This window comes from Pantoea sp. 1B4, assembly GCF_016925765.1.
Lineage (GTDB): Bacteria > Pseudomonadota > Gammaproteobacteria > Enterobacterales > Enterobacteriaceae > Pantoea > Pantoea agglomerans.
In genome coordinates this window covers 2711801-2738175 of sequence record NZ_JAEUWZ010000001.1, presented here as the reverse complement: position 1 = coordinate 2738175, position 26375 = coordinate 2711801, and the positions used below count along the sequence as shown (strand labels likewise).

Sequence of the window (26375 nt, the reverse complement as noted above, 5' to 3'; positions counted from 1 at the left end):
GGCATTAATAATGAGTACATCAACCCTGAATACCGATAACTGGATTGCCGCCATGCTGCGCGTAGCCGCGCGATTCGGTAAACCTGCCGATGGCAAAACCCTGCGTCAGCAGATGCGCTGGTTTGAACATTTGCCGGTGTCACAGCAGCTGGAACGACTCTCCGGCCTGCTGGGACTGCATCTGACCATGGTGCCGCAGAACAAACTGCGCTGGCGTCAGGAGATCACCCCGGTGGTGCTGGTGCTGGAGAATGCCAGCGTGGCGGTGCTGGAGAGCATCGATTCAGACAACAGCGCGCGCTACTGGCTCAGTGAAGGCGGCGATGTGGTGCGTGAAAGCGCGTTATCAGAACTGCTGGCACGCGCCCAGGGCGATGTCGGCGTGATTGGCGTAGCGGCGCGTGGCCGTGATGCGCGCATCGACGAATTCGTTCAGCCTTATGAGCCACACTGGTTCTGGAAAAATTTTCGCGGTATGGGCCGCCGTATCACGGAAATTTCGCTGGCCTCGGTGATCAGTAATGTGCTGGCACTGGCCGGTATTCTCTTTTCGATGCAGGTCTACGATCGGGTCATCCCGGCCCAGTCGCAGTCCACGCTGTGGGTACTGTTTGTCGGCGTGCTGATCGCTGCGGCCATTGAGTATCTGATCCGGCTGATGCGGACCCAGGTGTCAGACTTAATGGGCAAACGCATCGACCTGAAAGTCTCGGCCATGCTGTTTGCCCGGGCGATGAGCATACGTAATGAGGCGCGTCCGAAATCGACCGGTTCGTTTATCTCGCAGCTGCGTGAGATCGACCAGGTGCGTGAGCTGCTCACCTCGACCACGGTAGGCGCAGCGGCCGATCTGCCGTTTGTTATCCTGTTCCTGTTTATTATGTCGTTTGTTGGCGGCTGGCTGGTGCTGATTCCGCTGGCGGCGATCCCGCTGATCGTCATTCCCGGTCTGCTGGTGCAGATCCCGATGGCGCGCCTGGCCAAAGAGGGGCTGCGCGAGGGCGCGCTGCGCAATGCGGTGCTGGTAGAGACCATTGAAGGGATTGAGGATATCAAGGCGCTGCAGGCGGAACCCTATTTTCAGCGTCAGTGGGAGCAGACGCATGAAGTCAGCGCCTCAATCAGTAATCAGCAGCGGTTGTGGGGCGCGCGTCTCACCGGCTGGGCCGCGACTGTGCAGCAGCTCACCTATGCGGGCATGCTGGTATTTGGTGTCTATCTGGTGCTCGATTCGCAAATCACTACCGGTACGCTGGTTGCCTGCAGCCTGCTCTCATCACGCACCATCGCCCCGCTGATGCAGCTGACCATGGTCTTCTCGCGCTGGCAGCACGCCAAAATGGCGATGAAAGGGCTGGATGAGTTGCTGAAAAAGCCGCTTGATCAGCCTGAAGCGACCACGCTGGCACACTGCCCGACACTCACCGGCCAGTACGATCTGCGCAATGTTCACTACAGCTATGACGAAGAGAATGAAAAGAATGTGCTCAACGTTCAGCAGCTGCAGATTAAGCCCGGCGAGAAAATTGCCATTCTGGGCAAAGTCGGAGCAGGGAAATCGACGCTGCTGAAGATCCTCGCCGGTCAGGCGCTGGCTACCCAGGGCAAAGTGATTGTCGATGGCGTCGATATTGAGCGTATCGATCCCACCGATTTACGTCGTCAGCTCGGCTGGCTGTCGCACGACTCCCGCCTCTTTTTTGGCACGCTGCGGCAGAATCTGATGTTGGGCAATCCCCATGCCAGCGAACAGGAGATGCTGCAGGCGCTGCGCATCAGCGGCGCGCTGTCGCTGGTCCAGCAGGATGCCGCCAGCCTGGACCGCATTATCAATGAAGGCGGGCGAGGGCTTTCGGGCGGCCAGCGTCAGATGGTGATGCTGAGCCGGTTGATCCTGCGTCAGCCGCAGGTGGTGTTGCTGGATGAACCCACCGCGGCGATGGATGAACAGCTGGAGGAGCATGTGATCCGTCAGCTACAGGGCTGGATCAGCGGCCGGACGCTGGTGCTGGTGACGCACCGTCCGGCGCTGCTGAAGATGGTCGATCGTATAGTGGTGATGGATAACGGCCGGATTGTGGCCGACGGCCCGCGCGACGAGATCCTGCGCCGTGCGACGACACCCGCGCCGGCACCGTCGCCAGGTAAAGGAGACACCGCATGAGTCTGGTTATTGTTGATAAAGATCTTGCCCGTCATGAACGCCGGACATCGGCGATTATCTGGCTCTGCACCGCCGCGCTGGCGATTTTTCTCATCTGGGCGCACTTTGCCATTCTGGATGAGGTCACGGTCGGCACCGGTAAAGTCACCCCTTCCAGCCGCGCGCAGGTGATCGACAGCCTGGATGGCGGCATCGTCAAACAGCTTAACGTGCATGAGGGCGACATTGTCGAAAAAGGGCAGGTGCTGGCGACCCTCGATCCGACGCGCTTCCAGTCGAACTTCGGCGAGGCGCAGGCCAAAGTGCGCACCCTGCGCGCCTCGTCCGAGCGGCTGGAGGCGGAGCTGTCGGGCACGCCGCTGACATTCAGCGCCGAAACGCTGAAGGAGCCGAACCTGGTGACGCGCGAACGGCAGCTCTACGAGTCGCGACGCCGTAATCTCACCGAAACCATCAGTAATCTGCAGCAGTCGCTGCGACTGGTGCAGGATGAGCTGCGCCTGACGGAACCGCTGGTTGCCAAAGGCGCAGCAGGGCAGGTCGAGGTGATTCGACTGCGTCGTCAGGTCAGCGATCTGCGCGGCAAAATCGATGAGGCGCGCAATGACTATCTGGTGCGCGCCCACGAAGAGCAGGTGAAAAACAATGCCGAACTGGATGCGCAACTGCAGGTTGCCGCAGGCAAAGAGGATCAACTGACGCGTGCCACGCTCTATTCACCGGTGCGCGGCATCGTTAAAGATATTCAGGTCACCACGGTCGGTGGGGTACTGGAGCCTGGCGGCAAACTGATGGAAATCGTCCCGCTGGAGGATCAATTGCTGATTGAGACGCGCATCAATCCACGCGATATCGCTTATATCCGGCCCGGTCTGGCGGCTACCGTCAAAGTGACCGCCTACGACTCCTCCATTTATGGCGATCTGCACGGCGAAGTTGAAACGGTCTCGCCAGATACCCTGCAGGATGAGGTAAAACGTGATCAATATTACTATCGTGTTTATGTTCGTACCCAGAAAGCCGAACTGACTAACCGTGCCGGACGAAAATTCCCGATTGTGCCCGGTATGGTGGCCAATGTAGAGATTAAAACCGGTCAGAAGTCGGTCATGGATTATCTGATTAAACCCCTGAATAAAGTCAAAGAATCGATGCGCGAGCGCTGAAACTCCGCACCAGCTAAAATATCCGCCTGCTTAATTACGGTGATAAATTAACATGGCGGATATATGGGCAATCAGGGCGCAAAGCGTGCGTATTTTAACAATATGTGCGGAAGCAGGCTGTAGTTAATTTAACCCGGTTAAGAAAGTTTACGAAGATATAACGCAATGGCAAATAGCAGGCAAAAAAAATGCCGGACAACTTGTCCGGCGGGAAATAATAAGTTGTACATCTCATTCGGGGAGAATGAAGGTAATAATGGAATAAATGATGATAGCGGGGTCTATTCTATTACCTGATGCCGTATAAGTTTTACCATTCAGTGCTTCGGAATACTCTGATGTAACCTGTTGATAACATAGCTATCGGAATCGGTTTGTCGATTTGTGCGCCATTTTTTATCGATCCGTGCTGGTTATTAGTTCCCCGTTATTTACATTATGAAATAACTGTTTCGACTTATGAAACACTTTTGGAAATTTAGTAGCATTTTCCTGGTGGATTATTGCCCGTTATAAAACAACAATGGCCTGCCGGCTGAATTTTTAATCATTCAGTTAGCAGTGGCAAATAATAAAGGCACATAACAGAGGGTAATAAAATGAAACGTCGCGTTCTCTCCCTGATGATCCCTGCGTTGCTGGTTGCAGCAGGATCAGCAAACGCAGCTGAAATCTATAACAAAGACGGCAACAAATTAGATCTCTTTGGTAAAGTTGACGGTCTGCACTACTTCTCTGATAACGATGGTTCTGATGGCGATCAGTCTTACGTTCGCTTCGGCTTCAAAGGCGAAACCGAAATCAGCAATGAGCTGACCGGTTACGGCCAGTGGGAATACCAGGCGGCGCTGAACAACGCCGAGTCTGAAGGTACGGCTGACAGCTTCACCCGTGTTGGCTTTGCCGGTGTGAAATTTGGTGATGCAGGTTCGTTCGACTACGGTCGTAACTACGGCGTAGCTTACGACATCGGCGCCTGGACCGACGTGCTGCCAGAGTTCGGCGGCGACACCTACGGCGCAGATAACTTTATGTATCAGCGCGGTAACGGCATGGCGACCTACCGTAACAATAACTTCTTCGGTCTGGTGGATGGCTGGAACTTTGCAGTCCAGTATCAGGGCAAGAATGGCAACAGCACCGAGTCTCCGAATGGCCGTGACGTACTAGGTCAGAACGGCGACGGCTGGGGTCTGAGCACAACTTATGATCTGGGTTCAGGTTTCGGCATTGGTGCGGCTGCTTTCCAGTCTGACCGTACCAACGACCAGAACAGCGCAACATCAGGCATCCTCGGGAGTGGCGATAAAGCGGAAGTCTATACTGGCGGTCTGAAATATGACGCGAACAACGTCTATCTGGCGGCTATGTACTCACGCTCGTACAATGCGACCCGCTTCGGCGACAGCACCAACGACTCTTCAGCTTATGGCTATGCGGATAAAGCGGACAACTGGGAACTGGTTGCGCAGTATCAGTTCGACTTTGGCCTGCGTCCATCCCTGGCGTACGTCACCTCACGCGGCACCGATGTTCAGAACTGGGGTAAACAGAATCTGAAAAAATATATCGACGTTGGCGCGACCTACTACTTCAACAAAAACATGTCCACCTATGTTGATTACCAGATCAACCTGCTGGACGACAACGCTTTCACCGACGCAGCCGGTATCAATACCGACGACGTGGTGGCACTGGGTCTGGTTTACCAGTTCTGAGTTGTACGGGAGCGCAGTTACCGCTGCGCTCCTGCGTCACCTTTCGGGCTGAGCGCTTCAGCCTTTCGCCACTTCGTGGCTTCCGGCGCGGTTGTCACTGACGACACCACGCTGCCGAATCGCGCGCCTTCAAATGCCACGCCTGCCAGGGTGAAGGCTGAAAAGCTCAGCCAGTGATGCCATGCTGACTGCCACTTCTGTGAATTTTTCATTCTGCACCTCTCAGAGATAAACACTGTTTCAACAGTGCAGAATTCATGCCAGCTTTACCGCTCTCACAGCCACAGACCTCGCGCGCACTTTGGTACACTTGCCGCGCGCGTCAGGGCGATCTTGCCCCAATGAGGTGCAGTTAAGCCTGTTATTGGCGCGGGCGTGAGGGTGTCATGTGACGATGACGACGCTGATGCAAGACTTTATAGCTACTGAAGATAAACAGCCCCAGGGCAATGACGAGAATCAGATAGATCATCTGCCGCTCCTTACTTTGGTTAACGTTAGTCGCCTGATAAAAGGCGCATACAGGGTAGATGACCGGTGAATACTGATAGGTTTCAGAGAAATATTCAACTCTCTTTAAGCGTCTTTACCAGAAGTTTATGCTTTGTAGCAGAGCTGAATAAAGTGTTACAAGTGAGGAAAGATGCGTTCTCAGATTAATCTGCTGTTTATAGCGATGTTAGCGTTGATGTTAACGGCCTGTGATAAGCCAGCGACCACATCCGCGCTGGTGCTGGAAGGAAAAACCATGGGAACCGTCTGGCGGGTAAGCCTGGCCGGTGTGGCGAGTGAGCGCAGAGCGGAACTGCAACAGCGGATTCAGCAGCAGCTGGATGCGGACGATGCGGAACTCTCTACCTGGAAGCCAGACTCCGCCTTATCGCGCTTTAACCAAAGCCGTGACCTGTCACCGCAGCCGGTGAGTGAAAACATGGCAGATATTGTCACGACCTCACTGCGGATTGGCCGTAAAACCGGCGGGGCGATGGATATTACCATCGGGCCACTGGTCAACTTATGGGGCTTTGGCCCGACGAAGCAGCCCGGCCATACGCCGGATGCGGCACAAATCGCCGCCGCCCGGGCGCAGACCGGATTGCAGCATCTGCGGGTGGTGCAGGGCGCAGACGGACAGTGGCTGCAGAAAGATCTGCCAGGTCTCTATGTCGATCTCTCGACGGTGGGCGAGGGCTTCGCCACCGATCATCTGGCGCGACTGATGGAGCAGCTCGGCATCAATAACTATCTGGTGTCTGTGGGTGGCGCCGTGCTGAGCCGTGGCCTTAATGCGCAGCAGCAGCCGTGGCGGGTGGCGATTCAGAAACCGACCGATCGTGAGAATGCGGTTCAGGCGCGCGTTAATCTGCAGGGACACGGCATCAGTACCTCCGGCAGCTATCGCAACTATTATGAACTGGACGGCAAACGCATTTCTCATGTTATCGATCCCGTTACCGGACGGCCAATTGAGCATAAACTGGTTTCCGCCACGGTGATCGCCACCACGGCGCTGGAAGCCGATGGCTGGGATACCGGACTGATGGTACTTGGCACGGAAAAAGCCCAGGCGCTGGCGATCGAACAGCATCTGGCGGTCTATCTGATCAGCAAGCAGGGCGATAAATTTGTCAGCTGGATGTCGCCGCAGTTCGCTGCTTTCCTGATCCCCGCTGAATCCGGAGAACCCTGATGTTAGATCTGTTTAGTGAAGAACAACCCTGGCAGGAGACGCTGGCTGAGGGCGCGGTGATCCTGCGGCGTCGCGCACGTGAGGATGCAGAGGCGCTTTATCAGCAAATAATGGCAATTGCGGAGCAGAATCCGTTTGCCCATCGCATTACGCCCGGTGGCCATCGCATGTCGGTGGCGATGACCAACTGTGGCGATTTCGGCTGGTCGGTGGATTCTCGCGGCTACCAGTATCAGCAGCAGGACAACCTGAACGGGCGTAAATGGCCGGCTATGCCGCCGCTGTTTCGTACTCTGGCGCAGCAGGCGGCGTCTGAGGCGGGGTTCCCTGGCTTTAATCCGGATGCCTGCCTGCTTAATCGCTATGAGCCGGGCGCGAAGCTGACGCTGCATCAGGATAAAGATGAGAAAGATCTGCGTCAGCCTATCGTTTCGGTGTCGCTGGGTTTACCGGCGGTCTTTCAGTTTGGCGGTTTCGAACGGGGTGATAGTACCCAGCGTGTGCTGCTGGAGCATGGCGACATTGTGGTGTGGGGCGGGCCGTCGCGCCTGCGTTACCACGGCATCCTGCCACTTAAGCCAGGCGTTCATCCGCTGGTGGGTGCCTGGCGTTATAACCTGACGTTTCGACGCGCTTTCTGACCCACCACGCCGGTTACGGCGTGGTACGAATAACTATTGCTATCATTTTGCATCCCATTACACTGCAGGCTGTTTTTTGACTGCTGGATTGCCTGCATGACGTTGCTAAGCGTTGTTTTTCGCCAGTTCCGCTGGCCTTTTATCGGGGTGATTGCGCTCACGTTGTTAAGCGCCGTGCTGGGTATCGGCATGATCGCCTTTATCAATCGCGAAATGATTGTCGCCATCAACACCTCATTTGCGGTACTGCCGCAGTTTCTGTTGCAGCTGGTGGTGCTGATGGCGGTGACACTGGCCTCGCAGCTGGCGCTGACCATGCTTGGCCATCAGTTTGTCTGGCGACTGCGCGGCGAATTTATCAAGCGTATCCTCGATACCCGCATTGAACGCATCGAGCAACTCGGTAGTGCGCAACTGCTGGCGGGACTGACCAGCGACGTGCGGGCCATTACTCTGGCCTTTGTACGCCTGCCGGAGCTCTTTCAGGGCGTGATTATTACGCTTGGCTCAGCGATCTATCTCGCGTGGCTGTCGCCTAAAATGCTGCTGGTAACCAGTGTCTGGCTGGGTGTCACGCTGGTTGGCGGCTGGCTGCTGGTCTCGCGGGTTTACCAGCACATGGCAAAGCTGCGGGAAATCGAAGATAACCTCTATCGCGATTATCAGACGGTGATTGAAGGGCGCAAAGAGCTACAGCTTAACCGCTCACGCGCTCAGCAGGTCTACGACACGGTTTATCAGGAAGATGCCCGCGCCTGGCGACACCACATTGTCCGCGCCGATACTTACCATCTCAGTGCGGTCAACTGGTCAAATATCATGACGTTAGGCGCTATCGGTATGGTCTTTTTTTATGGCCAACAGCCTGGGCTGGGCCAATACCGCCGTCGCCGCTACCTTTTCCCTGACGCTGCTGTTTTTACGTACGCCGCTGCTCTCCGCGGTGGGCGCGTTACCGACGTTGCTCAGTGCCCAGGTCGCATTCCGTAAGCTCAATGCCTTTGACCTCGCTCCTTATCAGTCAGGATTCCACTCCGCCTCCACGTCCTCAGACTGGCAAACGCTGGAGTTGCGCGATGTCTCTTTTCACTATGGTGATAACGGCTTCCAGGTCGGGCCGGTTAACCTGACGCTGCGCCGGGGCGAACTGGTCTTTCTGATTGGCGGCAACGGCAGCGGGAAATCGACGCTGGCGATGCTGCTGACCGGGCTGTATCAGCCTCAGTCCGGCACGCTGCTGCTGGATGGCAAGCCGATAACGGCGGATGAGCTTGATGTGTGGCGCAGTCAGTTCTCGGCGGTCTTTACCGACTTACATCTGTTTGACCGGTTAATCGGGCGGGAAGGGGTTGCAGCCAACCCGGCGCTGGTTCAGCTCTGGCTTGAGAGGCTGAAGATGCAGGATAAGCTGAAGATTGAAGGCAACAAAGTGCTGAATCTGCAGCTTTCTAAAGGACAGAGTAAGCGACTGGCACTGCTGCTGGCGGTGGCAGAAGAGCGCGATGTGCTGCTACTGGATGAGTGGGCGGCGGATCAGGACCCTCACTTCCGACGTATCTTCTATCGCGAGCTGCTGCCATGGTTACAGCAGGCGGGTAAAACGGTGTTTGCTATCAGCCATGACGATCACTACTTCATTCATGCCGATCGGCTGCTGGAGATGCGTGAAGGCAAGTTGACGGAGCTGACCGGTAATGAGCGCGATCTTGCCACGCTCGACTCGGTGAAACGCACTGACACCGGGCTTTAACGGCAGCTGGCAAAGCTTAGCAAAAAAGCGTAGTGGCGTGCTTCGCCTGAACCAGGCTACGTTAGCGATCAGCAGAAACTCCGGTTTCTGCCATTCTGAACCTTTTCTTTCGTCTGTGTTACCCCCCGGCTAAACCGCAAAGTTTTAACGCGTATTGTTTAGCCGGTTTTTTTAAAGCCGATGTGTGATTAGCGTGATTACCTGAGTATCCCGCCACACAAAGCTTGCCTCCAGTAACGTTCCCATCGCAAAACACCCGCTAAAGTGCTGAGTCAGTCGCAACGTCGCCCGCTGCTGCGCGAAATCTACCGACACCAGTTCTGCATCCGGAAAGTCCATCGGCTGTAGCAGTTGCGGCCAGATGGCTTTGTAAACGCTCTCTTTGAGGGAGAAGAGCAGGGTAGCGGCAGCGCGAAAAGAGACGGGCAGCGTCCGTAGCAGGTGCTGTTCCTGCTCGTTCATCAGCAACTCAGCCGTTTCATGCGCCGTCGTCTCCGACATAAATTGCTCGACATCCACCCCAACAGCGCAGCGCTGACGGGTTGCCGCTACCACAACGATGCCTGCACTGTGCGACAGTGACGCCTGAATACCAGCGGGCCAGCGGGGAGATCGATCGGCTGCATTGGTCAGAATGAAATCAGCAATACCCAGTTCTGCCATCACTGACCGGACCAGCAGACGGCTGGCGAGGTATTCAGCACGCCGTTTGCTGACAGCCTGCTGCAGTCGGGCGGGCAGCGGAATATCCCACTCGACAGCCAGCCCATCATGATACTTTTGCGGATCGAAGTGACTCACCGCCAGCAAAGGATCGCTGCGGTTAAGGTGCCGGGAAAGGATAAAGCCGCCTGCAACAGGCGGCAGAGGCAGGTCGGGATAGCGCATGCGGGACCATCATCAAAACCAAAAAAGGCATTAAATCAGGCGCGATGGATCAGGGCAAGCAGCCCGCCGGAATCAGTCGTTGGGAGGAATGGCAAAACTCTTCAGAGAAACAACGAAATGGTGGTGACCCCTGCTGATGCGTGCACCTCGGTCGCACCAGTGGCTTGCCAGACGAAAGAAATCGTCGCTGCCAATGTCATACGCCAGTTCCACTTTGCTAATGCCTGAATGCAGCAATGCTTCTGCATCTTTCAGGCTTTTCGCTTTGATCGCCATAAAAATTATCCGTCAATTTCTGGGGATTTCAGGGTAGGCACTTTCTGTGACATTTTTGTTTCAGTTTGATGAATAAGCGCAGCCGGTAGCCGATTTTGTGAAGCAGATCAGATTATAATGCAACTGTTAACCTGCTGATTGTAAGAGGAATGTTAACTGCCACACGGGACTATTCTGAATGTTAAACGGAGGGGGTAGCTGACATAGAAAGGCCGCGTCAGACGCGGCCCCGTGGGTTACTTCTGGTCTGGCGGAGAAGGTTGCTTATCGCCTGACTCGGGTGCTTCTGTTGGATCGTCTTTTTCAATATATGTCATGAACTCTCCTCTTGTTACCCACACGCAGTTAAGTATAGAACGGATTGTGGAAGGTGCGAGGAAAGTTAAGGTTTGATGACATAAACGAAAAAAGCAGCCTTTAGGGCTGCTTTTCAGGGAATTTGGTCGGCACGAGAGGATTTGAACCTCCGACCCCGGACACCCCATGACCGTGCGCTACCAGGCTGCGCTACGTGCCGAACACTGGAGGATTAGTCTACTGGTTATCACCATTAATGCAAGATACCTGCCGACTATTTGCCTGATTATTAATCAGTTAGCGATAAACCGCTTCTCTTCAGTTAATACCTGCAACAGCAGCGCCAGTTCTGGCTTGTGATCTTTCAGGGCGTTGCCCTGCGCATCATAAGCGCGATAGCTGCCGTTATTGTTGAGTACCAGCGTCACCTGCGGCGTGGTAATCACCAGCTTATTCTCTTCGCTGCTGACGACCCAGTCATGGCGGCGGCGCGCAGCAAACAGATCTTCACCCTGAGAGTAGTTCACCGGATTGGTCCGCACATGCAGCAGTCGCTGCATCAGCGTCGACATCACATCCTGATGATCAGAAAGGCGATCAACGGTCTGTGCGGGCGTGTCAGGCCAGTGAATCACTAACGGCACCTGCAGCGTTTGGCGGTTTCCAGCGCTGTCAGGATTGCCATCCAATGCCAGTCCACGCTGCGCCGTAATCACCACCACCGTGTTCTTCAGTAAATCACGCGCCTGCAGGCTGCTGAGCACCGCGTGGATCTGCTCATCAACGGCAGGAGCCTGGCGCAGATAGCTGCGCTGACGCGCTTTTGCACTGTCGCCGGTGACGTCCGGGCCGTTCAGGGCAATCCATGAGAACCACGGCGCCTGTGAACCGTTCTGTTTCTCCAGCCAGTTCTGCCATTGCGCCACAGTACTGGCGTTGGGCTGGCTGGTCGTTGCAGGCAGTGAATAATCAGTCAGCAACGCCTGTCGGTAGAGCGGCGGATTAAAGCCTTCCGAGGAGAAGAGGCCAAACTGATAACCCTGGGTGCTAAGCGCGCCCAGCAGCGCCGACGGCGTTCGGGATGCCAGAATACCGTTCATGTAGCTGGATGAGATCCCATAGAACAGGCCAAACAACCCTTTCTCCGGCGTATCACCCGCGCTGTAGTGCTGGGTAAAACGCACGTTCTCGCTGGCGAACTGATTAAGCTCCGGCAGCGCTTTGGCCAGCGTGGCGTTGTTCAGACCATCGACCGTCAGCACCAGCAGGTTGTTGCGTGTGCCGGTATCACGGAAAGTAATCTCGCTCAGCGGATACTCCACCGCCACTGCTTCCGGGTCGCCCTGCTGAATCAGCCGACGCTGATACTCCTGCGCATCCAGCAGACCATGACGCTCAAGGAAGCGGCGGGCGGTCATCGGGTAGGAGAGCGGCAGGTTGGCACGCTGCATCGTAATCGGACGATAAAAATTCGCATCGGCCCAGATATACATCAGGTGGCTGGCAAAGAAGGCGCTGATAAACAGGGCGGCGACAGGCTTACCAAACGAACGGCGATTCAGGCTGCGAAGCTTCTGCCAGCTCCAGGTCGCAAACAGCATCTCAACCAGGAAAATCAGCGGCACGCTGATAAACATCAGCTGCCAGTCGCGCGCCATCTCGCTCTGATCAGGGTTAATGACCAGCTCCCACACCACCGGATTCAGGTGCAGGTGGAAGCGGCTGAACACCGCACTGTCGACCATCACCAGCGTCAGCCCGGCGGTAGCGACCACCGCGGACAACACCCGCATCAGCCGTTGCGACATCACCACAAAGGTCAGCGGGAAGATAATCAGCAGATAGGCGGCAAAAACAACAAAACTGAAGTGGCCAACCCAGCTGGTATAGGCGTAGATGCGCCCCGCCAGCGAAGAAGGCCAGTCGGCGACCAACAGGTAGCGACTGCCTAAAATCAGCGCGAATAAGATGTTAAACAGAGCAAACCAGTGACCCCAACTGATCATCTGGGAAACTTTTTCGCGGTAGCGCTGCCGGTTGGTTACCATATTATGAAGTCAAATCAGCCAATTAATGGGCGTTATCGTCACGCACAGACGCCTGAAGGGCATCGGCGAAAGATCGTGCCAGTGAACGACGTTGCGCCGGAGCGACATCGCTGTTAATTAAGTTGGTCACCATATTTCCCAGAACCATCAGGGAGAGATCGGTGGGGGCCTTGTCCTTGTGCAGGATTTGGGCCATTTCCGCGAGGAGTTGTTCCACGCGTTCGTCACTGTAACGGGATGATTGTGCCATATCGTCGTCTAAGCTCATTTCAAAAGGCGATATATTACCGGAACAGCGCACTTTTTACCGCAATTTTATCGAAAGCAGCACGTTCGCTATACGCATGGAGTTGAAAGCCGATGCTGGCGGTGTTTGAATACGCGCCTGTGCTAAAAGGAGAGTCTACCATGAGTCTGGATATCGACCAGATTGCCCTGCATCAGTTAATTAAACGCGATGAAAACCAGCTTGAACTGGCGCTGCGCGATTCGCTGCTGCCTGCCACCAACACGGTCAACGCGATGGTGGAGGAGTTACACCGGGTTTATAGCGCAAAAAGCAAAGCCTATGGCCTGTTCAATGCAGAGAGTGAACTGGCAGAAGCGCTGCGTAATTGTCGTAAGGGCAACGATGATTTTCTCGCTTTTAGCCGTGCCGCGACCGGTCGTCTGCGCGATGAGCTTGCAAAATACCCCTTCGCTGAAGGCGGCGTGGTGCTGTTTATTCACTACCGCTATCTGGCGGTGGAATACCTGCTGATTGCGGTGCTGAACAGCCAGTCTAGCATGCGCGTCAACGAGCAGATGGATATCAGCAGCACCCACTATCTTGACATCAATCATGCCGACATCGTGGCACGCATCGATTTAACCGAGTGGGAAACTAACCCGGAATCGACCCGTTACCTGACTTTCCTGCGTGGCCGGGTCGGACGTAAAGTGGCTGACTTCTTTATGGACTTCCTGGGTGCCGAAGTGGGATTAGACACCAAGGCGCAGAACCGCGGTCTGTTGCAGGCGGTAGATGACTACTGCAACGAATCGGAACTGGATAAGCAGGAGCGGCAGAACTATCGCCAGCAGGTCTACAGCTACTGCAACGAGCAGCTGCAGGCGGGCGAGGAGATTGCGCTGGAAGAGTTGTCGAGCGAACTGCCACCACTGGGTGAAAAAACGTTCCAGGCCTTTACCCAGGAGCAGGGGTATGAACTGGAAGAGAGCTTCCCGGCGGATCGCAGTACTCTGCGCCAGCTGACGAAGTTTGCCGGAAGCGGCGGGGGCCTGACCCTGAACTTCGATGCGATGTTGCTGGGCGAACGCATTTTCTGGGATCCGGCAACGGACACCCTGACGATTAAGGGCACACCACCCAATCTGCGCGATCAGCTGCAGCGCCGTACCAGCAGCAAATAAAAAAAGCCGGGCTTAGCCCGGCTTTCATTCCCTGCACGCGGCGATCATTTCACCGGGCAGCGCCAAAGAAAAGGGCCGGTTTCGCAACCGGCCCTTCTGCTTTCAACGAAGTTCGCGATTAAGCGCGAACGAAGTCGATGTGGAACAGTTTTGGCTTGAACGGGTGACGCTGAACAGCCTGAACTTTCACTTTAGTTTCTTTACCGTCAACTGACAGGGTCAGCACTTCGTCGTAGAAACCTGGCTTAGATTGCAGGTTCATTACGGAGTCGTGATCCAGGTCGATGGCAACAGCCGCTTCAGAACCACCGTAGATGATGGCCGGGAAACGGTTTGCTGTACGCAGGCGGCGGCTCGCACCCTTACCCTGCTCTTTACGTTCTACTGCATTGATAGTGAGCATTAATATATCTCTTTATTTAATTCCTGCTACAGGCGACCCAGTAACAGGCTGGTTATTCAATACCGCTGATGCACATGCAAAAGCGGGCGGCAGTATAGCCGTTATGCTGGATGGTAGCAAACGATATACCCGCCAGCCGGGCTCGGCATCCGGTTAGCCGGACCCGATAGCGCTCATTAGCGCAGCTCATTGGCACGGCGATAGCGACCCTGATAATCGAACATTTTTTCGCGGATCTGCCAGAACTGACCTTTGGCCCGCGCCACCACAAAGTCGGGATGACGCAGCAGCGGCTGCAGCGCCAGCACGTCAGCGGCGCTTTGCCAGCCCAGCGGCACGCCGGGCGCGCGCTGATGCGGGCGCATAAAGAGCTGTTCAAACGCTTTGCGCTGGGCCGGTGTCTGCAGACGAAACCGTTCGCTGACGCTGGTGCCTTCCTCGTCATAATAGGTCGCCTTGAGCCATTCACCTTTGGCGTCACGGCCCTGTTCCAGCGTCATGCCGCCACAGCGCAGCACCAGCGCATCTTTAAGCTTCAGCGCCGCTTTGAGCATATCGTCAGGATCGACCAGAATTTTGTCGCACTGGTGACAACGCCGGGCGGCAATATCATTCTCTGCGCCACAGTCGGGGCAGCTTTTAAAGCGGAAGCGGAAGTCACACTGTTCGCGCTCGCCCTCATCATCTTCCAGCACGCCCTGACAGCGTCGGCCAAAATGTTCGATAACCATGCCATCTTCGGTCGCCTTGCCCCAGAAGGTGTTGGCGAAACCGCAGGCGGGACAAAAAACCTGTACCGGCTGATTGTCGCTGGCCCCTTTGGGCGCGCCGACCTCGGGCGTAAAGAGATCGTGCGGATTACCGGCATAATCGAGAATCAGACAGTCGGTTTTACCGGGCGAGAGCCGCAGGCCGCGTCCGACGATTTGCTGATAGAGGCTGACCGACTCGGTCGGGCGCAGAATCGCAATCAGATCAACGTGCGGAGCATCAAACCCGGTGGTCAGCACCGCCACGTTAACCAGGAATTTCAGCTGCTGCGCCTTAAAGGCCAGAATCAGAGCATCGCGCTCTCTGGCAGGCGTTTCGGCTGACACCAGCGCGCTGTTAGCGGGCAGCAGCCGCAAAATTTCATGCGCATGCTCAACCGTTGAGGCAAAAATCATCACCCCCAGCCGATCTTCAGCGAACTCCACGATCTGACGGATAATATGGGGCGTCACGCGCTGCTGCTGTTTCAGTTCACGATTAAGATCGGCTTCGCTGAACAAGCCGCTGCTTTGTGCCGTCAGGCGGCTGAAGTCATACTGCACCACCGGCATGTCCAGTCGCTCCGGCGGCACCAGAAACTGATGCTTAATCATGAAGCGCAGCGGCAGTTCATAGATACAGTCGCGAAACAGCGATTTTTCGTCGCCACGCACCATGCCGTGATAGTGGAACTGATAAATCCAGCCTTTACCCAGCCGGAAAGGGGTGGCGGTCAGGCCCAGTAAACGCAGTTGCGGATTATGCTGACGCAGATGATTGAAGATCTGCTGATACTGACTCTCTTTATCATCACCGATACGGTGGCACTCATCGACAATCACCAGTGAAAAGGCGCTGTCGAACTGGTCGAGGTTACGCGCCACTGACTGCACGCTGCCAAACACCACTTTGCGCTGACTCTCTTTACGCTGAAGTCCGGCGGCAAAGATATCCGCTTCCAGCCCGTAAGCCTGATATTTACTGTGGTTCTGCGCTACCAGCTCTTTGACGTGCGCCAGCACCAGCACCCGGCCACGCGCCAGCCGTGCCAGCTCGGCAATGACCAGGCTCTTTCCGGCACCGGTCGGCAGCACAATGACTGCAGGCTGTTGATGACGACGGAAATGCGCCACGGTGGCATTCACCGCATCCTGTTGATAGGGGCGTAAGGTAAAAGACATGATGCTCACTTTTGCAAAACTGGGGGTAATTATGCCATGAAAGTGCGGTAAACGCGCTGTCAGGCTGGCGCGGATCACGTTATACTTCCCGCACATTTTCAACGGTTAACCAGGCCGTTTCAGATTCCCTCCGCAGTAACAGGCAAAACGAATTCATGCGACTCGACAAATTCATCTCTCAGCAACTGGAAATCAGCCGCGCCATCGCCCATCGCGAGATCCGTGGCCAGCGTGTCACCGTTAACGGGGAAATCGTACGCGATACCGCGTTTAAACTGTTGCCCGACCACGAAGTCGTCTATGACGGCAACGTACTGCAGATGCAGACTGGTCCACGCTACTTTATGCTGAACAAACCGCAGGGTTACGTCTGCTCAACCGACGATCCCGATCATCCCACCATCATCTATTTCATTGAAGAACCGATGTCATTCAAACTGCACGCGGCGGGGCGTCTTGATATCGACACCACCGGACTGGTGCTGCTGACAGATGATGGCCAGTGGTCACACCGTATTACCTCGCCACGTCATCACTGCGAGAAAACCTACCGTGTGACCCTGGAATCGCCGGTCAGTGACGATACCGCCGCACAGTTTACGGCGGGCGTGCAGCTGCACAATGAGAAGAGCCTGACTAAACCGGCTCAGCTGGAGGTAATCACCCCGACAGACGTCCGGCTGACACTGAGCGAAGGCCGTTATCATCAGGTAAAACGGATGTTTGCGGCAGTAGGCAATCGGGTCCTTGAGCTGCATCGCGAGCGCATCGGTGACATCGTACTGGACGCCGATCTGGAACCGGGCGAATATCGTGCGCTGACAGAAGAAGAGATCGCCAGCATCGGTCTGCCGAAAGAGCTGCAGACAAAATAACCGGACGGGCCCGGCGGCCCGCGTCACGATCATAAGGGCAGGAGAGGGTGTGCGTAAGGAAAAGAATTCGCCAGCAGGACTGGTGGTCATCCTCGGTCTGTTAGCCATGCTGATGCCGTTGTCGATCGACATGTATCTGCCCGCCATGCCGCAGATTGCACGTGAGTTCGGCGTTTCAGCCGGTAGCGTGCAGATGTCGCTCAACCTCTACATTCTTGGCTTCGCGATTGGGCAGCTGATCTATGGGCCGCTGGCAGACAGCTGTGGGCGTAAGCCGGTGATTGCGCTCGGCACCCTGATCTTTGCCTGCGCCGCCGCGGCCTGTGCGCTGTCACAAACCATCGATCAGCTGATTACGATGCGCTTTCTGCATGGGCTGTCGGCTGCCGCAGCCAGTGTGGTGATCAATGCGTTAATGCGTGACAGTTACTCGAAAGAGGACTTCTCCCGCATGATGTCCTTTGTGATGCTGATTACCACCATTGCGCCGCTGCTGGCGCCGATCATCGGCGGCTGGCTGCTGGTGCTCTGGAGCTGGCACGCCATCTTCTGGGCGCTGGCGGGCGCGGCGTTAGTCACTACCGTGCTGGTGACCACGCAGATCCGTGAAACCCTGAAGCCGGAGCAGCGACAGCGGTTTCATCTGCGTACTACGCTGGGCAATTTCGTAACGCTGTTTCGCCACAAGCGCGCGTTCAGTTACATGCTGTCGAGCGGTTTCTCCTTTGCCGGGCTGTTTACCTTTCTCAATGCCGGTCCCTTTGTTTACATCGAACTGAATCACGTTTCACCGCAAAACTTTGGCTACTACTTTGGCCTCAATGTGGTGTTTCTGTTTGTCCTGACGCTGATTAACAGCCGCGCCGTGCGCCGCTTTGGCCCGGTGGCGATGTTCCGGATGGGACTGCTGATACAGTTCTGTATGGGGATCTGGCTGCTGCTGGTCAGCGCCTTCAGCCTCGGCTTTTTGCCGCTGGTGATGGGGATCGCGATGTTTATCGGTTGCGTATCAATGGTCTCATCGAATGCGATGGCGGTGATTCTGGATGAGTTTCCACATATGGCGGGTACGGCATCGTCGCTGGCGGGCACCCTGCGTTTTGGCGTCGGGGCATTTGTTGGCGCACTGCTGTCGCTGGTGAGTTTCAACAGCGCCTGGCCAATGGTCGGCACGATTGCACTGTGCGCGACAATCTCTCTGCTGCTCTTTTTCTACGCTTCACGTCCCCGCACTGCGTCCCGGTAATCGGGCGCAGTGATTTCCCTCTGCAATGACGTGCCGACTTGCACGCCTCCTGACTTTGTTTCGATATTGTGAAAATATTTAGTTAAAAAAAGTAATCACAATGCAGCTAAAATGATTGTTAACGGCGTGTGAACGCGGTACATATAGGCTGAAGTGCGATGTGAGTCGCAAAAAAATGCGCTTCTGCAATCCACACGGACGGGCCATTAAACCCTGTCCGGACTCAGTGGTTATCAGGCCGCTTCCAGCTGGGCTGCTTTGTGTTGCGACATAAACTCATCCGGGGAGAGTAAACTATGCTGCAACTTTCGATTGTGCATCGTCTGCCACAGCATTTTCGCTGGGCCAGCGATCACCACAGTGCTATCGAATCCGATGACACCACGCTGGACGAGCAGGATTTCGTTGCGCTGCGATTGATCAGCCATGACGGCATTCCGGCGTGGGAGATCCTTCAGCAGCTAAAAGAGGTTCTGGCGGATATTCAGGTCGATTGTAAAGTGGCCGAGTGCGAAGGACAGCCCTGCCTGTTCATTCAGCGTCGTGACGAAAGCGCCACCAACTGCTGCCTGAAAAATCAGGGCGTAGCGATTGCCGAAACCTTTATCGCAGGTTGAGTTGTGCCGACTGCAGCAGCTCGCGGGTATACCCGGCCGCGGGTGAAGCAAACAACCTTTCACACTCTCCCTGTTCCACCACTTCTCCCTGACGCAGCACAATAAGCTGATGGCACAGGGCACGCACCACATCCAGATCGTGACTGATAAACAGATAGCTGAGCTGCCGCTGCTGCTGTAAGCGGCGTAACAGCGTCAGAATCTGCTTCTGCACCGTGCGATCCAGCGATGAGGTCGGTTCATCCAGCACCAGCAACTCCGGCTCCAGAATCAGTGCACGCGCAATGGCAATACGCTGTCGCTGACCGCCCGAAAATTCGGCCGGATAACGATGGCGACTTTCCGCTTCAAGCCCCACCTCCGCCATTACCTCGATGACCCGCTGCTCCTGTTGCGCACGGCTAAGCTCGGGCTGATGTACCGCAAGCCCTTCCGCAATGATCTGCTGCACTGTCATACGCGGATTCAGTGAAGAGTTAGGATCCTGAAACACCACCTGAATGCGCTGACGCAGCGGCAATAACTGACGACGTGACAGCTGATGCAGCGGCTGGCCGTCAAACCAGACTTCGCCGCGCGAGGCAATCAGCCGCAGCAGTGCCAGCCCGGTAGTGCTTTTACCTGATCCGGACTCGCCCACCAGCCCCAGACTTTCGCCGCGTCGCAGGCTAAAGCTCAGGCCGGAGAGCACCTGTTTCTCACCACTCTGCCGGCGGAACAGCCCGCGCCGCAGCGGAAAACTGACCTGAAGATTATCGACCCGAAGAATGACCGGCGCGTCTGCGGGCAGCGGCAGCGCTTTTCCTTCCGGTTCGGCGGCCAGCAACTGCTGGCTGTAAGGGTGTTGCGGCTGATTCAGCAGGACCTGGCAGCGGTTCTGTTCGACGATGTGACCATTGCGCATCACGCTGACGTTATCTGCCAGCTGACGCACGATATTCAGGTTATGGGTGATAAACAGCATGCCCATATTCAGCTCTCGCTGCAGTTCACGAAGCAGCGTCAGGATCTGCGCCTGCACCGTCACATCCAGCGCGGTGGTTGGCTCATCGGCAATCAGCAGCTGAGGCTCGGTCAGCAGCGCCATGGCGATCATCACCCGCTGACGTTCCCCACCCGAGAGCTGATGGGGGAAATCATTGAGCCGGGTGGCGGGCTGTCGTATTCCGACCCGATCAAGCACGCTGAGAATTTCACCGCGTGCCGCCGGACGACGCAACCCGCGATGCAGCGACAGCACTTCATACAGCTGCTTCTCCACGGTGTGCAGCGGATTAAGCGATACCATCGGCTCCTGAAAAATCATCGCGATCTGGTTGCCGCGAATCCCGCGCAGGCGCTGCTCGCGCGCGCGCAGCAGATCTTCACCGTTAAACAGAATCTCCCCGCTGGGATAAGCCACCGCAGCCTCATGCAGCAGTCGCATCACCGACAGTGCTGTGACGCTCTTACCGGAACCCGACTCGCCCACCAGCGCCAGCGTTTCGCCCGCGTCGATGCGCAGTGAAACGTCATTCACCACCTGGCGAAGCGTCTCGCCCTGACGAAAGGCGACCGAGAGATGATTGATGGCAAGCAATGGCGTGTTCATTCAGGCTCCTTTGCCCGGATCAAAAGCGTCGCGTACCGCTTCGCCAATAAAAATCAGCAGCGAAAGCAGGATCGCCAGGGTAAAAAAGCCCGCCAGGCCTAACCAGGGTGCCTGCAGGTTATTTTTGCCCTGCAGCAGTAACTCGCCCAGCGAGGGCGAACCCAGCGGCAGGCCAAAGCCGAGAAAATCGAGTGAGGTCAGCGTGGTAATCGATCCGCACAGAATAAACGGCAGAAAGGTCAGGGTGGCGACCATGGCGTTTGGCAGCATGTGGCGCAGCATAATCCGGCCGTCGCTAACCCCCAGTGCCTGCGCCGCACGGATGTAATCAAAGTTTCGGGTACGCAGAAACTCGGCCCGGACCACGCTGACCAGGCTCATCCAGCCGAAAGCCACGGTGACCAGCAGCAGCCACCAGAAACCCGGCTGGATCACGCTGGAGAGGAGAATCAGCAGAAACAGCGCAGGCATGCCGGACCAGACTTCAATCAGCCGCTGCCCAATCAGGTCAATCCTGCCGCCGAAATAGCCCTGCAGCGCGCCGACCACAATCCCGATGACGCTGGAGAAGAGCGTCAGCATCAGTCCGAACAGCAGAGAAATGCGCGTGCCATAGAGCAGGCGTGCCATCACGTCGCCGCCGTTAGCATCCGTGCCGAGCCAGTTCTGCGCAGAGGGCGGAGAGGGGAAGGGCACCTCGGTAGCAAAATTGATGGTGCTGTCGCTGAAACGAATCGGTGCCCATATGGCCCAGCCATTCTGCTCAATGCGCTGCCGCAGCCAGGGATCCTGATAATCCGCCGCTGTCGCCAGTACGCCGCCATAGTCGGTCTCGCTGTAGTCAAACAGCAGCGGCACTGTCCAGCGCTGCTGGTAATGCACCAGCAGTGGCTTGTCATTGGCAATCAGTTCGGCACCCATCGACAGCAGAAAGATGATCAGAAAGATCCACAGCGACCAGTAGCCGCGCCGGTTATGACGAAAGCGCTGCCAGCGCTGTTGGTTGAGCGGAGAGAGCGTCATGAGCGGCTCCCGAAATCGATGCGCGGATCGACCAGCGTATAGGTGAGATCACTGAGAATATTCATCAGCAAACCTATCAGCGTAAAAATATAGAGCGTGCCAAACATCACCGGATAGTCGCGTTGCAGAGTCGCATCATAGCCGAGCAGCCCGAGTCCGTTGAGCGAGAACATAACCTCGATCAGCACTGAACTGGTAAAGAACATGCTGATAAAGGTGGCGGGGAAGCTGGCGATCACCAGCAGCATCGCATTGCGAAACACATGGTGATAGAGAATACGGCGCTCCGGCACCCCTTTGGCGCGCGCAGTCACCACATAGAGCTTGCGGATCTCATCCAGAAACGCGTTTTTCGTCAGCATGGTCAGCGTGGCGAAGCCGCCGATCACTGTCGCCAGCACCGGCAGGGCAATATGCCAGAAGTAGTCCAGCACTTTGCCATACCAGGGCAGTGTGTCGTGCTGCGCAGAGGTGAGCCCGCGCAGCGGAAACCAGTCCAGATAGCTGCCACCCGCAAACAGCACGATTAACATAATGCCAAACAGAAAAGCCGGGATGGAGTAGCCAATGATAATAAAAGCGCTGCTCCAGACATCGAAAGCGCTGCCATTGCGCACCGCTTTGCGGATCCCCAGCGGGATCGACACCAGGTAGATGATCAGTGTGCTCCATAATCCCAGACTGATCGAAACCGGCAGGCTCTCTTTGATCAGCCCGATCACCGAGGCACTGCGAAACAGGCTGTCGCCAAAATCCAGACGCAGATAATTCCACAGCATCTCGCCGTAACGCTGCCAGAGAGGTTTATCGAAACCATAACGCTGTTTAATCTCGGCAATCACTTCGGGATCCAGCCCGCGTGCGCCCCGGTACTGATTATCGGCCGGATTGAGATGACTGATGCTGGCGCGTGAACCGGCGCTGTCTGCGCCACTTCCGGGCAGACCGGTTGTCTGACCAAACTGAATGTTAGCCAGCGCCTGATCGACCGGTCCGCCGGGCGCGATTTGCACGATAAAAAAATTAAGCGTGATGATCGCCCATAACGTCGGGATGATCAGCAGCAATCTGCGCAGAAAGTAAGCGGCCAACGGTGATCTCCTTAGCGTTTGCTGGCCGGCAGGCGTCCGGCTTTGTTTGTGTCGTACCACCAGTTTTCCAGTCCGACGCTGTAGGCTGGCTTGCGGGCAGGGTGAGAAAACTTATCCCAGTACGCCAGCCGCTGCTCTGCGTTGTACCACATCGGAATCATATACGCATTCCACAGCAGCACCCGGTCCAGCGCCTGGGCCAGCGGCCGCAGCGCGGCGGGATCACCCTGATGCACCACAATCTGTTTCACGAAATGATCGACTACAGGCTCTTTGACCCGCGCGGTATTCCACGACGAGGCGATAAAGTCAGACTGCCACAGGATCTGCAGGCTGGAGGTTGGGATCGGCATCGCCCCATAGACCGTGGCAATCATGTCATAGTCGCCTTCGCGCCAGCGCCGCAGATACTGCGAGTTGTCGATCTGCCGCAGGTTCAGCGTAATGCCAAGCCGGGAAAGATTGTGCTGGAACGGTAACGCCCAGTCGGTATTGGTGCCACCGCGCAGCAGGAGTTCTATGGTAAACGGCTGACCGGTTTTATCATTGACCAGACGGCGATTTTTTATCTGCCAGCCCGCCTGTTTCAGCAGGTCAGACGCTTTTAACAGGCTGCCGCGGTCATAGCCGCTGCCGTCGGTTTTGTGTGGCTGATAAGGCTGGCTGAACAGCTCAGGTGGCAGTTGCGCGCGCCACGGTTCAAGCAGGGCCTGCTGCTGTGCATCCGGCACGCCGCTGGCCGCATACGCCGTGTTCTGGAAATAGCTGCTGGCGCGCTGCCAGGCACCGTAATAGAGCGCTTTGTTCATCCACTCGAAATCGAACACCAGTGACAGCGCCTGACGCACGCGGCGATCCCGGAACAGCGTTTTTTCATTGTTGAATGCCAGCCAGCGGGTATCGATAGCGGCATCGTTAGGCGTGGTCTCTTTGACGATGCTGCCATCGTCAAAATTGCGGCCGCGATACTGGGTAGCCCATTTCTTTGCCGATGTCTCTTCACGCAGATCGTAAGCACCCGCCTTGAAGGCTTCAAATGCCACATTGTCATCCAGATAGTAGTCATAGCGCATTCGATCAAAATTAAAGCGTCCGCGATTGACCGGCAGATCAGCGGCCCAGTAATCTTTTACCCGGCTGAACTCAATAAACTGTCCCAGCTTCCAGCGAGTGATGCGATAGGGTCCGCTCGACAAGGGTGGCTCGCTTAACGGCTCATTAAACTTCTTATCGCGCCAGAACGACTCTGCGATAACCGGCAGCGTCAGTAAGCCAAGCAGCAGATCTTTATCCGGCTTCTGTGCCTCGATGCGCACAGTGAGATCGTTCAGCGCTTTAACGGTCACGCCACGGTAGGCGACGCGAAATTGAGGCACGCCCTCGGTCATGAATTTCTGATAGGTGAACGCCACGTCGCGGGCGGTGATGGGTGTGCCATTCTGAAAACGGGCGCGGGGATTAAGGCGGATCTCAATCCACGTAAAATCGCTGGCGTAGCGCGCTGACTCGGCAATCAGCGGATAATAACTGCCAGGTTCATCGTCTGAGCTGGTGTAAAGCCCATCATAAAGCGTGCCGGTGTTAATGCCCGGATTACCGCGAGAAGCGTAGCGGTTGAAGTTGTCGTAAGTGCCCACTACCGCCATGGTGATGCTGCCGCCTTTGAGTGCGCGGGGATCGGCGTAGTCGTAATGGCTGAAGCCGGGCGGATATTTCGCTTCACCGGCCTGGGTGAACGCGTAGCTTTGCTGGACAGAGGCCGCCAGCAGCGGGGCGCTGAGCAGGCTGCACAGCAGCAGAAGTCCGGAACGAAACAGCATGCACTCTCCTGTCAGATGTCTGGCGCGATTGGGCCAGGTAGTGTCAGGCGTTATGACGCCGGAAATAGTCTATCAGCGTTTCCGGCCGCAGCGGACGGCTAAAGATGTAACCCTGCAGATGGGTCACACCGCGGTTAATCAGCCAGGCAGCCTGCTCGCCGGTTTCTACCCCTTCGGCCACACTTTTCAGGTTCAGCTTCTTCGCCAGCTGCAGCACGGTATCGAGCACCGGCGAGGTCAGGCTATCCGTACCGATGCTCTGAACAAAGCCGCGATCAATTTTCAGATAATCAAAGTCATAACGTTCCAGATAGATCAGCGCGCTGTGACCGGTACCGAAATCATCAATGGCGATATGGATCTGCTGCTGATGCAGCCAGTCAAACAGTTCTCCAACGTTTTCGTCACGCACCATGGCTCGCTCGGTGATCTCAAACACGTAAGTAAAGTGGTCCGCAGGCATAGTATCAAGCCAGCGCAGCACATCCTGACGGAAACCGCTGTCAGCCAGATGCAGGGGCGAAATGTTGAGGCTGAGGCAGGCATGACGGGGAATGGTATGACACAGCAGGTGGGCATCACGGGAAACCAGCTGAAACAGATGTCGGGTCAGGGGAATAATCAGGTTCTGCGCCTCGGCATAGTGAATAAACACATCGGGCGGAATCGGGCCTTTCGTCGGGTGGGTCCAGCGCAGTAACGCTTCCATCCCATACGGCTGACCATCATGGGAGGTGACCAGCGGCTGATATTCGACGTGAAATTCACCGCGCTTCATGCCCCGAATCAGCTCTTTACCAGGGCGCTGATAAACCGACAACAGCAGCCAGCAAGCGCCTGAAACCAGCAGCGACAGTAGCAGGCCGCTCAGCAGGATATTCTGATAATCGCTGAACGTCAGAGTGGAACCGTACAACACAAACTGCAGCGGATAGCCTGTCAGCGCCTGCCGGTGCAGCGGCGTCGGCAGGTTTTTATTCTGCATGACGACGGATTGCCAGCTGGTTAAGGCACTGCGTTGTGCCACCAGTGCCATACCGGTGATTTCCGGATGCCCGGACGCCAGCAGCTGATAGGGTGCCAGGGTAATATTCAGCGTCGCGAAAACGCCTGACTGCAGGCTGCCGGGATTTTTGATCCACAACGCCAGCGCCGGTTTATTGGGCTGCAACGGCGTGCCCGGCATCAGCTGCAGATCGATATCACGCGAAATATCACTCAGGGGCGCAATTACATTGAGCGGCAAATTAAAACTGCCGGTGGCCGAGGAGCAAAAGGCATTACCTTCTTTAACCAGCAGGATGGCACGAAGATTTCCGGCAAAGGCGGCGCGTGAGGTGAGTTCACGATTGATGGTATTGCAGGCAGTGTGGGTAAACGGAAGCAGGGGACTAAGAGTACTGTTAATCAGGCTGGAGAGCGTTTGCTGCAATGCCGTGCGGCTGTTCTCCAGCAGTTGCTGATGCTGTCGTTCGCGCTTCTGCCAGGTCTGGTGAAGCGAGAGTGCAGCAAATAACAGAAAGAATAAGCCGCCAGCCATCGCACTACTCCATGCGATACGGCGAGGATAGGTGGCATGGCGCCGTAGCGCCCCCGACAGTGGCATGAGGAGCTTCCCCTAATCAAATTATTATTATGTTATTGCGCACGACGGCTTCGGTTTAAGCGACCGAGAATATAACGAGACGGCGGGAAATGTCTTGCTATTAATCTGAGTCAGAATGCTT

At 56.1% G+C, this 26375-nt stretch carries 22 protein-coding genes, 1 tRNA gene and 1 pseudogene; 10 read left to right on the top strand and 14 right to left on the bottom strand.

Annotation, left to right across the window (positions count from 1 at the left end; translation table 11 throughout):
• The first annotated feature begins 10 nt into the window (after window positions 1–10).
• The 3 genes from JNO11_RS13260 to ompC all read left to right on the top strand — a co-directional run bounded on the left by JNO11_RS13260 (window position 11) and on the right by ompC (window position 5048).
• A complete protein-coding gene (locus tag JNO11_RS13260; RefSeq protein ID WP_163842510.1) occupies window positions 11–2164 on the top strand; it encodes a type I secretion system permease/ATPase in 2154 nt (717 codons plus the stop codon).
• Window positions 2161–3330, top strand: a complete 1170-nt coding sequence (locus tag JNO11_RS13255; protein WP_010248368.1) for an HlyD family efflux transporter periplasmic adaptor subunit — start codon at window positions 2161–2163, stop codon at window positions 3328–3330. The genes JNO11_RS13260 and JNO11_RS13255 overlap by 4 nt, the downstream gene beginning before the upstream one ends.
• A gap of 599 nt (window positions 3331–3929) precedes the next feature.
• The gene (ompC, locus tag JNO11_RS13250; protein ID WP_031292696.1) at window positions 3930–5048 is read left to right on the top strand and encodes a porin OmpC; all 1119 of its coding nucleotides are present in this window, start codon (window positions 3930–3932) and stop codon (window positions 5046–5048) included.
• Window positions 5049–5065: 17 nt separating this feature from the next.
• Here ompC and JNO11_RS13245 read toward each other — a convergent pair whose 3' ends face one another.
• Together JNO11_RS13245 and JNO11_RS13240 are read right to left on the bottom strand one after the other, a co-directional pair.
• A complete protein-coding gene (locus tag JNO11_RS13245) occupies window positions 5066–5260 on the bottom strand; it encodes a hypothetical protein (protein WP_010248364.1) in 195 nt (64 codons plus the stop codon).
• A gap of 149 nt (window positions 5261–5409) precedes the next feature.
• Window positions 5410–5520 (bottom strand): hypothetical protein, encoded by a 111-nt coding sequence (locus JNO11_RS13240; protein WP_010248361.1) that lies wholly within the window; start codon window positions 5518–5520, stop codon window positions 5410–5412.
• Window positions 5521–5691: 171 nt separating this feature from the next.
• On the opposite strand from JNO11_RS13240, the gene apbE reads away from it, so the two are divergent.
• The 3 genes and pseudogenes from apbE (at window position 5692) to JNO11_RS13225 (ending at window position 9129) form a co-directional block, all read left to right on the top strand.
• Complete coding sequence (gene apbE, locus JNO11_RS13235; protein WP_033788219.1) at window positions 5692–6738, top strand: FAD:protein FMN transferase ApbE; 1047 nt, start codon at window positions 5692–5694, stop codon at window positions 6736–6738.
• Complete coding sequence (gene alkB, locus JNO11_RS13230; RefSeq protein ID WP_033767444.1) at window positions 6738–7379, top strand: DNA oxidative demethylase AlkB; 642 nt, start codon at window positions 6738–6740, stop codon at window positions 7377–7379. Before apbE ends, alkB begins: the two co-directional genes overlap by 1 nt.
• 96 nt (window positions 7380–7475) lie before the next feature.
• Window positions 7476–9129 (top strand): annotated as a pseudogene (locus tag JNO11_RS13225) (multidrug ABC transporter permease/ATP-binding protein).
• 171 nt (window positions 9130–9300) lie between these two features.
• Here JNO11_RS13225 and JNO11_RS13220 read toward each other — a convergent pair.
• The 5 genes from JNO11_RS13220 to JNO11_RS13200 all read right to left on the bottom strand — a co-directional run bounded on the left by JNO11_RS13220 (window position 9301) and on the right by JNO11_RS13200 (window position 12888).
• On the bottom strand, window positions 9301–10017 hold the full coding sequence (locus JNO11_RS13220) for a 4'-phosphopantetheinyl transferase superfamily protein (protein ID WP_325177407.1): 717 nt from the start codon (window positions 10015–10017) through the stop codon (window positions 9301–9303).
• A 72-nt stretch (window positions 10018–10089) separates the two neighbouring features.
• The gene (locus JNO11_RS13215; RefSeq protein WP_003854174.1) at window positions 10090–10293 is read right to left on the bottom strand and encodes a hypothetical protein; all 204 of its coding nucleotides are present in this window, start codon (window positions 10291–10293) and stop codon (window positions 10090–10092) included.
• Window positions 10294–10733: 440 nt separating this feature from the next.
• A tRNA-Pro gene (locus JNO11_RS13210) sits at window positions 10734–10810 on the bottom strand.
• 73 nt (window positions 10811–10883) lie between these two features.
• The gene (gene yejM, locus JNO11_RS13205) at window positions 10884–12638 is read right to left on the bottom strand and encodes an LPS biosynthesis-modulating metalloenzyme YejM (RefSeq protein ID WP_325177406.1); all 1755 of its coding nucleotides are present in this window, start codon (window positions 12636–12638) and stop codon (window positions 10884–10886) included.
• A 22-nt stretch (window positions 12639–12660) separates the two neighbouring features.
• Complete coding sequence (locus tag JNO11_RS13200; protein WP_010248348.1) at window positions 12661–12888, bottom strand: YejL family protein; 228 nt, start codon at window positions 12886–12888, stop codon at window positions 12661–12663.
• A gap of 158 nt (window positions 12889–13046) precedes the next feature.
• Between JNO11_RS13200 and yejK the strand changes: the two genes are divergently transcribed.
• Window positions 13047–14051 carry a nucleoid-associated protein YejK gene (yejK, locus tag JNO11_RS13195; protein WP_010248346.1) on the top strand — a complete coding sequence of 335 codons (1005 nt, stop codon included), beginning with the start codon at window positions 13047–13049 and terminating at the stop codon, window positions 14049–14051.
• A 118-nt stretch (window positions 14052–14169) separates the two neighbouring features.
• On the opposite strand, the gene rplY is transcribed toward yejK, so the two are convergent.
• Together rplY and JNO11_RS13185 are read right to left on the bottom strand one after the other, a co-directional pair.
• Window positions 14170–14454, bottom strand: coding sequence for a 50S ribosomal protein L25 (rplY, locus tag JNO11_RS13190; protein ID WP_003854168.1), 285 nt, complete (start codon window positions 14452–14454; stop codon window positions 14170–14172).
• A 176-nt stretch (window positions 14455–14630) separates the two neighbouring features.
• A complete protein-coding gene (locus tag JNO11_RS13185; RefSeq protein WP_311974960.1) occupies window positions 14631–16385 on the bottom strand; it encodes a DEAD/DEAH box helicase family protein in 1755 nt (584 codons plus the stop codon).
• A gap of 155 nt (window positions 16386–16540) precedes the next feature.
• Between JNO11_RS13185 and rsuA the strand changes: the two genes are divergently transcribed.
• The 3 genes from rsuA to JNO11_RS13170 all read left to right on the top strand — a co-directional run bounded on the left by rsuA (window position 16541) and on the right by JNO11_RS13170 (window position 19123).
• The gene (rsuA, locus tag JNO11_RS13180; RefSeq protein ID WP_010248342.1) at window positions 16541–17260 is read left to right on the top strand and encodes a 16S rRNA pseudouridine(516) synthase RsuA; all 720 of its coding nucleotides are present in this window, start codon (window positions 16541–16543) and stop codon (window positions 17258–17260) included.
• A 49-nt stretch (window positions 17261–17309) separates the two neighbouring features.
• Complete coding sequence (locus tag JNO11_RS13175; protein WP_325177405.1) at window positions 17310–18506, top strand: Bcr/CflA family multidrug efflux MFS transporter; 1197 nt, start codon at window positions 17310–17312, stop codon at window positions 18504–18506.
• 296 nt (window positions 18507–18802) lie between these two features.
• Window positions 18803–19123: a hypothetical protein gene (locus JNO11_RS13170; protein WP_010248336.1), complete on the top strand. Its 321-nt coding sequence runs from the start codon at window positions 18803–18805 to the stop codon at window positions 19121–19123.
• Here the strand turns inward: JNO11_RS13170 and yejF are convergent.
• Genes yejF through JNO11_RS13145 form a run of 5 tightly spaced genes read right to left on the bottom strand, consistent with a single transcriptional unit; the run spans window position 19110 to window position 26254 of the window.
• Window positions 19110–20714: a microcin C ABC transporter ATP-binding protein YejF gene (gene yejF / locus JNO11_RS13165; RefSeq protein ID WP_187506636.1), complete on the bottom strand. Its 1605-nt coding sequence runs from the start codon at window positions 20712–20714 to the stop codon at window positions 19110–19112. The genes JNO11_RS13170 and yejF overlap by 14 nt on opposite strands.
• Window positions 20715–21737: a microcin C ABC transporter permease gene (locus JNO11_RS13160; RefSeq protein ID WP_167430156.1), complete on the bottom strand. Its 1023-nt coding sequence runs from the start codon at window positions 21735–21737 to the stop codon at window positions 20715–20717.
• Entirely contained in the window at window positions 21734–22828 is a 1095-nt protein-coding gene (locus JNO11_RS13155) for a microcin C ABC transporter permease YejB (RefSeq protein WP_182500216.1), read from the bottom strand. Before JNO11_RS13155 ends, JNO11_RS13160 begins: the two co-directional genes overlap by 4 nt.
• An 11-nt stretch (window positions 22829–22839) precedes the next feature.
• Window positions 22840–24648, bottom strand: coding sequence for an extracellular solute-binding protein (locus JNO11_RS13150; protein ID WP_325177404.1), 1809 nt, complete (start codon window positions 24646–24648; stop codon window positions 22840–22842).
• 43 nt (window positions 24649–24691) lie between these two features.
• Window positions 24692–26254, bottom strand: a complete 1563-nt coding sequence (locus tag JNO11_RS13145; RefSeq protein WP_029519404.1) for a cyclic di-GMP phosphodiesterase — start codon at window positions 26252–26254, stop codon at window positions 24692–24694.
• Window positions 26255–26375 lie beyond the last annotated feature (121 nt).

Bases quoted from the DNA above. Each gene is read 5' to 3' on its own strand.
- JNO11_RS13260 (WP_163842510.1), top strand. From the start codon at position 11: ATGAGTACATCAACCCTGAATACCGATAACTGGATTGCCGCCATGCTG.
- JNO11_RS13255 (WP_010248368.1), top strand. From the start codon at position 2,161: ATGAGTCTGGTTATTGTTGATAAAGATCTTGCCCGTCATGAACGCCGG.
- ompC (WP_031292696.1), top strand. From the start codon at position 3,930: ATGAAACGTCGCGTTCTCTCCCTGATGATCCCTGCGTTGCTGGTTGCA.
- JNO11_RS13245 (WP_010248364.1), bottom strand. From the start codon at position 5,260: ATGAAAAATTCACAGAAGTGGCAGTCAGCATGGCATCACTGGCTGAGC.
- JNO11_RS13240 (WP_010248361.1), bottom strand. From the start codon at position 5,520: ATGATCTATCTGATTCTCGTCATTGCCCTGGGGCTGTTTATCTTCAGT.
- apbE (WP_033788219.1), top strand. From the start codon at position 5,692: ATGCGTTCTCAGATTAATCTGCTGTTTATAGCGATGTTAGCGTTGATG.
- alkB (WP_033767444.1), top strand. From the start codon at position 6,738: ATGTTAGATCTGTTTAGTGAAGAACAACCCTGGCAGGAGACGCTGGCT.
- JNO11_RS13220 (WP_325177407.1), bottom strand. From the start codon at position 10,017: ATGCGCTATCCCGACCTGCCTCTGCCGCCTGTTGCAGGCGGCTTTATC.
- JNO11_RS13215 (WP_003854174.1), bottom strand. From the start codon at position 10,293: ATGGCGATCAAAGCGAAAAGCCTGAAAGATGCAGAAGCATTGCTGCAT.
- yejM (WP_325177406.1), bottom strand. From the start codon at position 12,638: ATGGTAACCAACCGGCAGCGCTACCGCGAAAAAGTTTCCCAGATGATC.
- JNO11_RS13200 (WP_010248348.1), bottom strand. From the start codon at position 12,888: ATGGCACAATCATCCCGTTACAGTGACGAACGCGTGGAACAACTCCTC.
- yejK (WP_010248346.1), top strand. From the start codon at position 13,047: ATGAGTCTGGATATCGACCAGATTGCCCTGCATCAGTTAATTAAACGC.
- rplY (WP_003854168.1), bottom strand. From the start codon at position 14,454: ATGCTCACTATCAATGCAGTAGAACGTAAAGAGCAGGGTAAGGGTGCG.
- JNO11_RS13185 (WP_311974960.1), bottom strand. From the start codon at position 16,385: ATGTCTTTTACCTTACGCCCCTATCAACAGGATGCGGTGAATGCCACC.
- rsuA (WP_010248342.1), top strand. From the start codon at position 16,541: ATGCGACTCGACAAATTCATCTCTCAGCAACTGGAAATCAGCCGCGCC.
- JNO11_RS13170 (WP_010248336.1), top strand. From the start codon at position 18,803: ATGCTGCAACTTTCGATTGTGCATCGTCTGCCACAGCATTTTCGCTGG.
- yejF (WP_187506636.1), bottom strand. From the start codon at position 20,714: ATGAACACGCCATTGCTTGCCATCAATCATCTCTCGGTCGCCTTTCGT.
- JNO11_RS13160 (WP_167430156.1), bottom strand. From the start codon at position 21,737: ATGACGCTCTCTCCGCTCAACCAACAGCGCTGGCAGCGCTTTCGTCAT.
- JNO11_RS13150 (WP_325177404.1), bottom strand. From the start codon at position 24,648: ATGCTGTTTCGTTCCGGACTTCTGCTGCTGTGCAGCCTGCTCAGCGCC.
- JNO11_RS13145 (WP_029519404.1), bottom strand. From the start codon at position 26,254: ATGCCACTGTCGGGGGCGCTACGGCGCCATGCCACCTATCCTCGCCGT.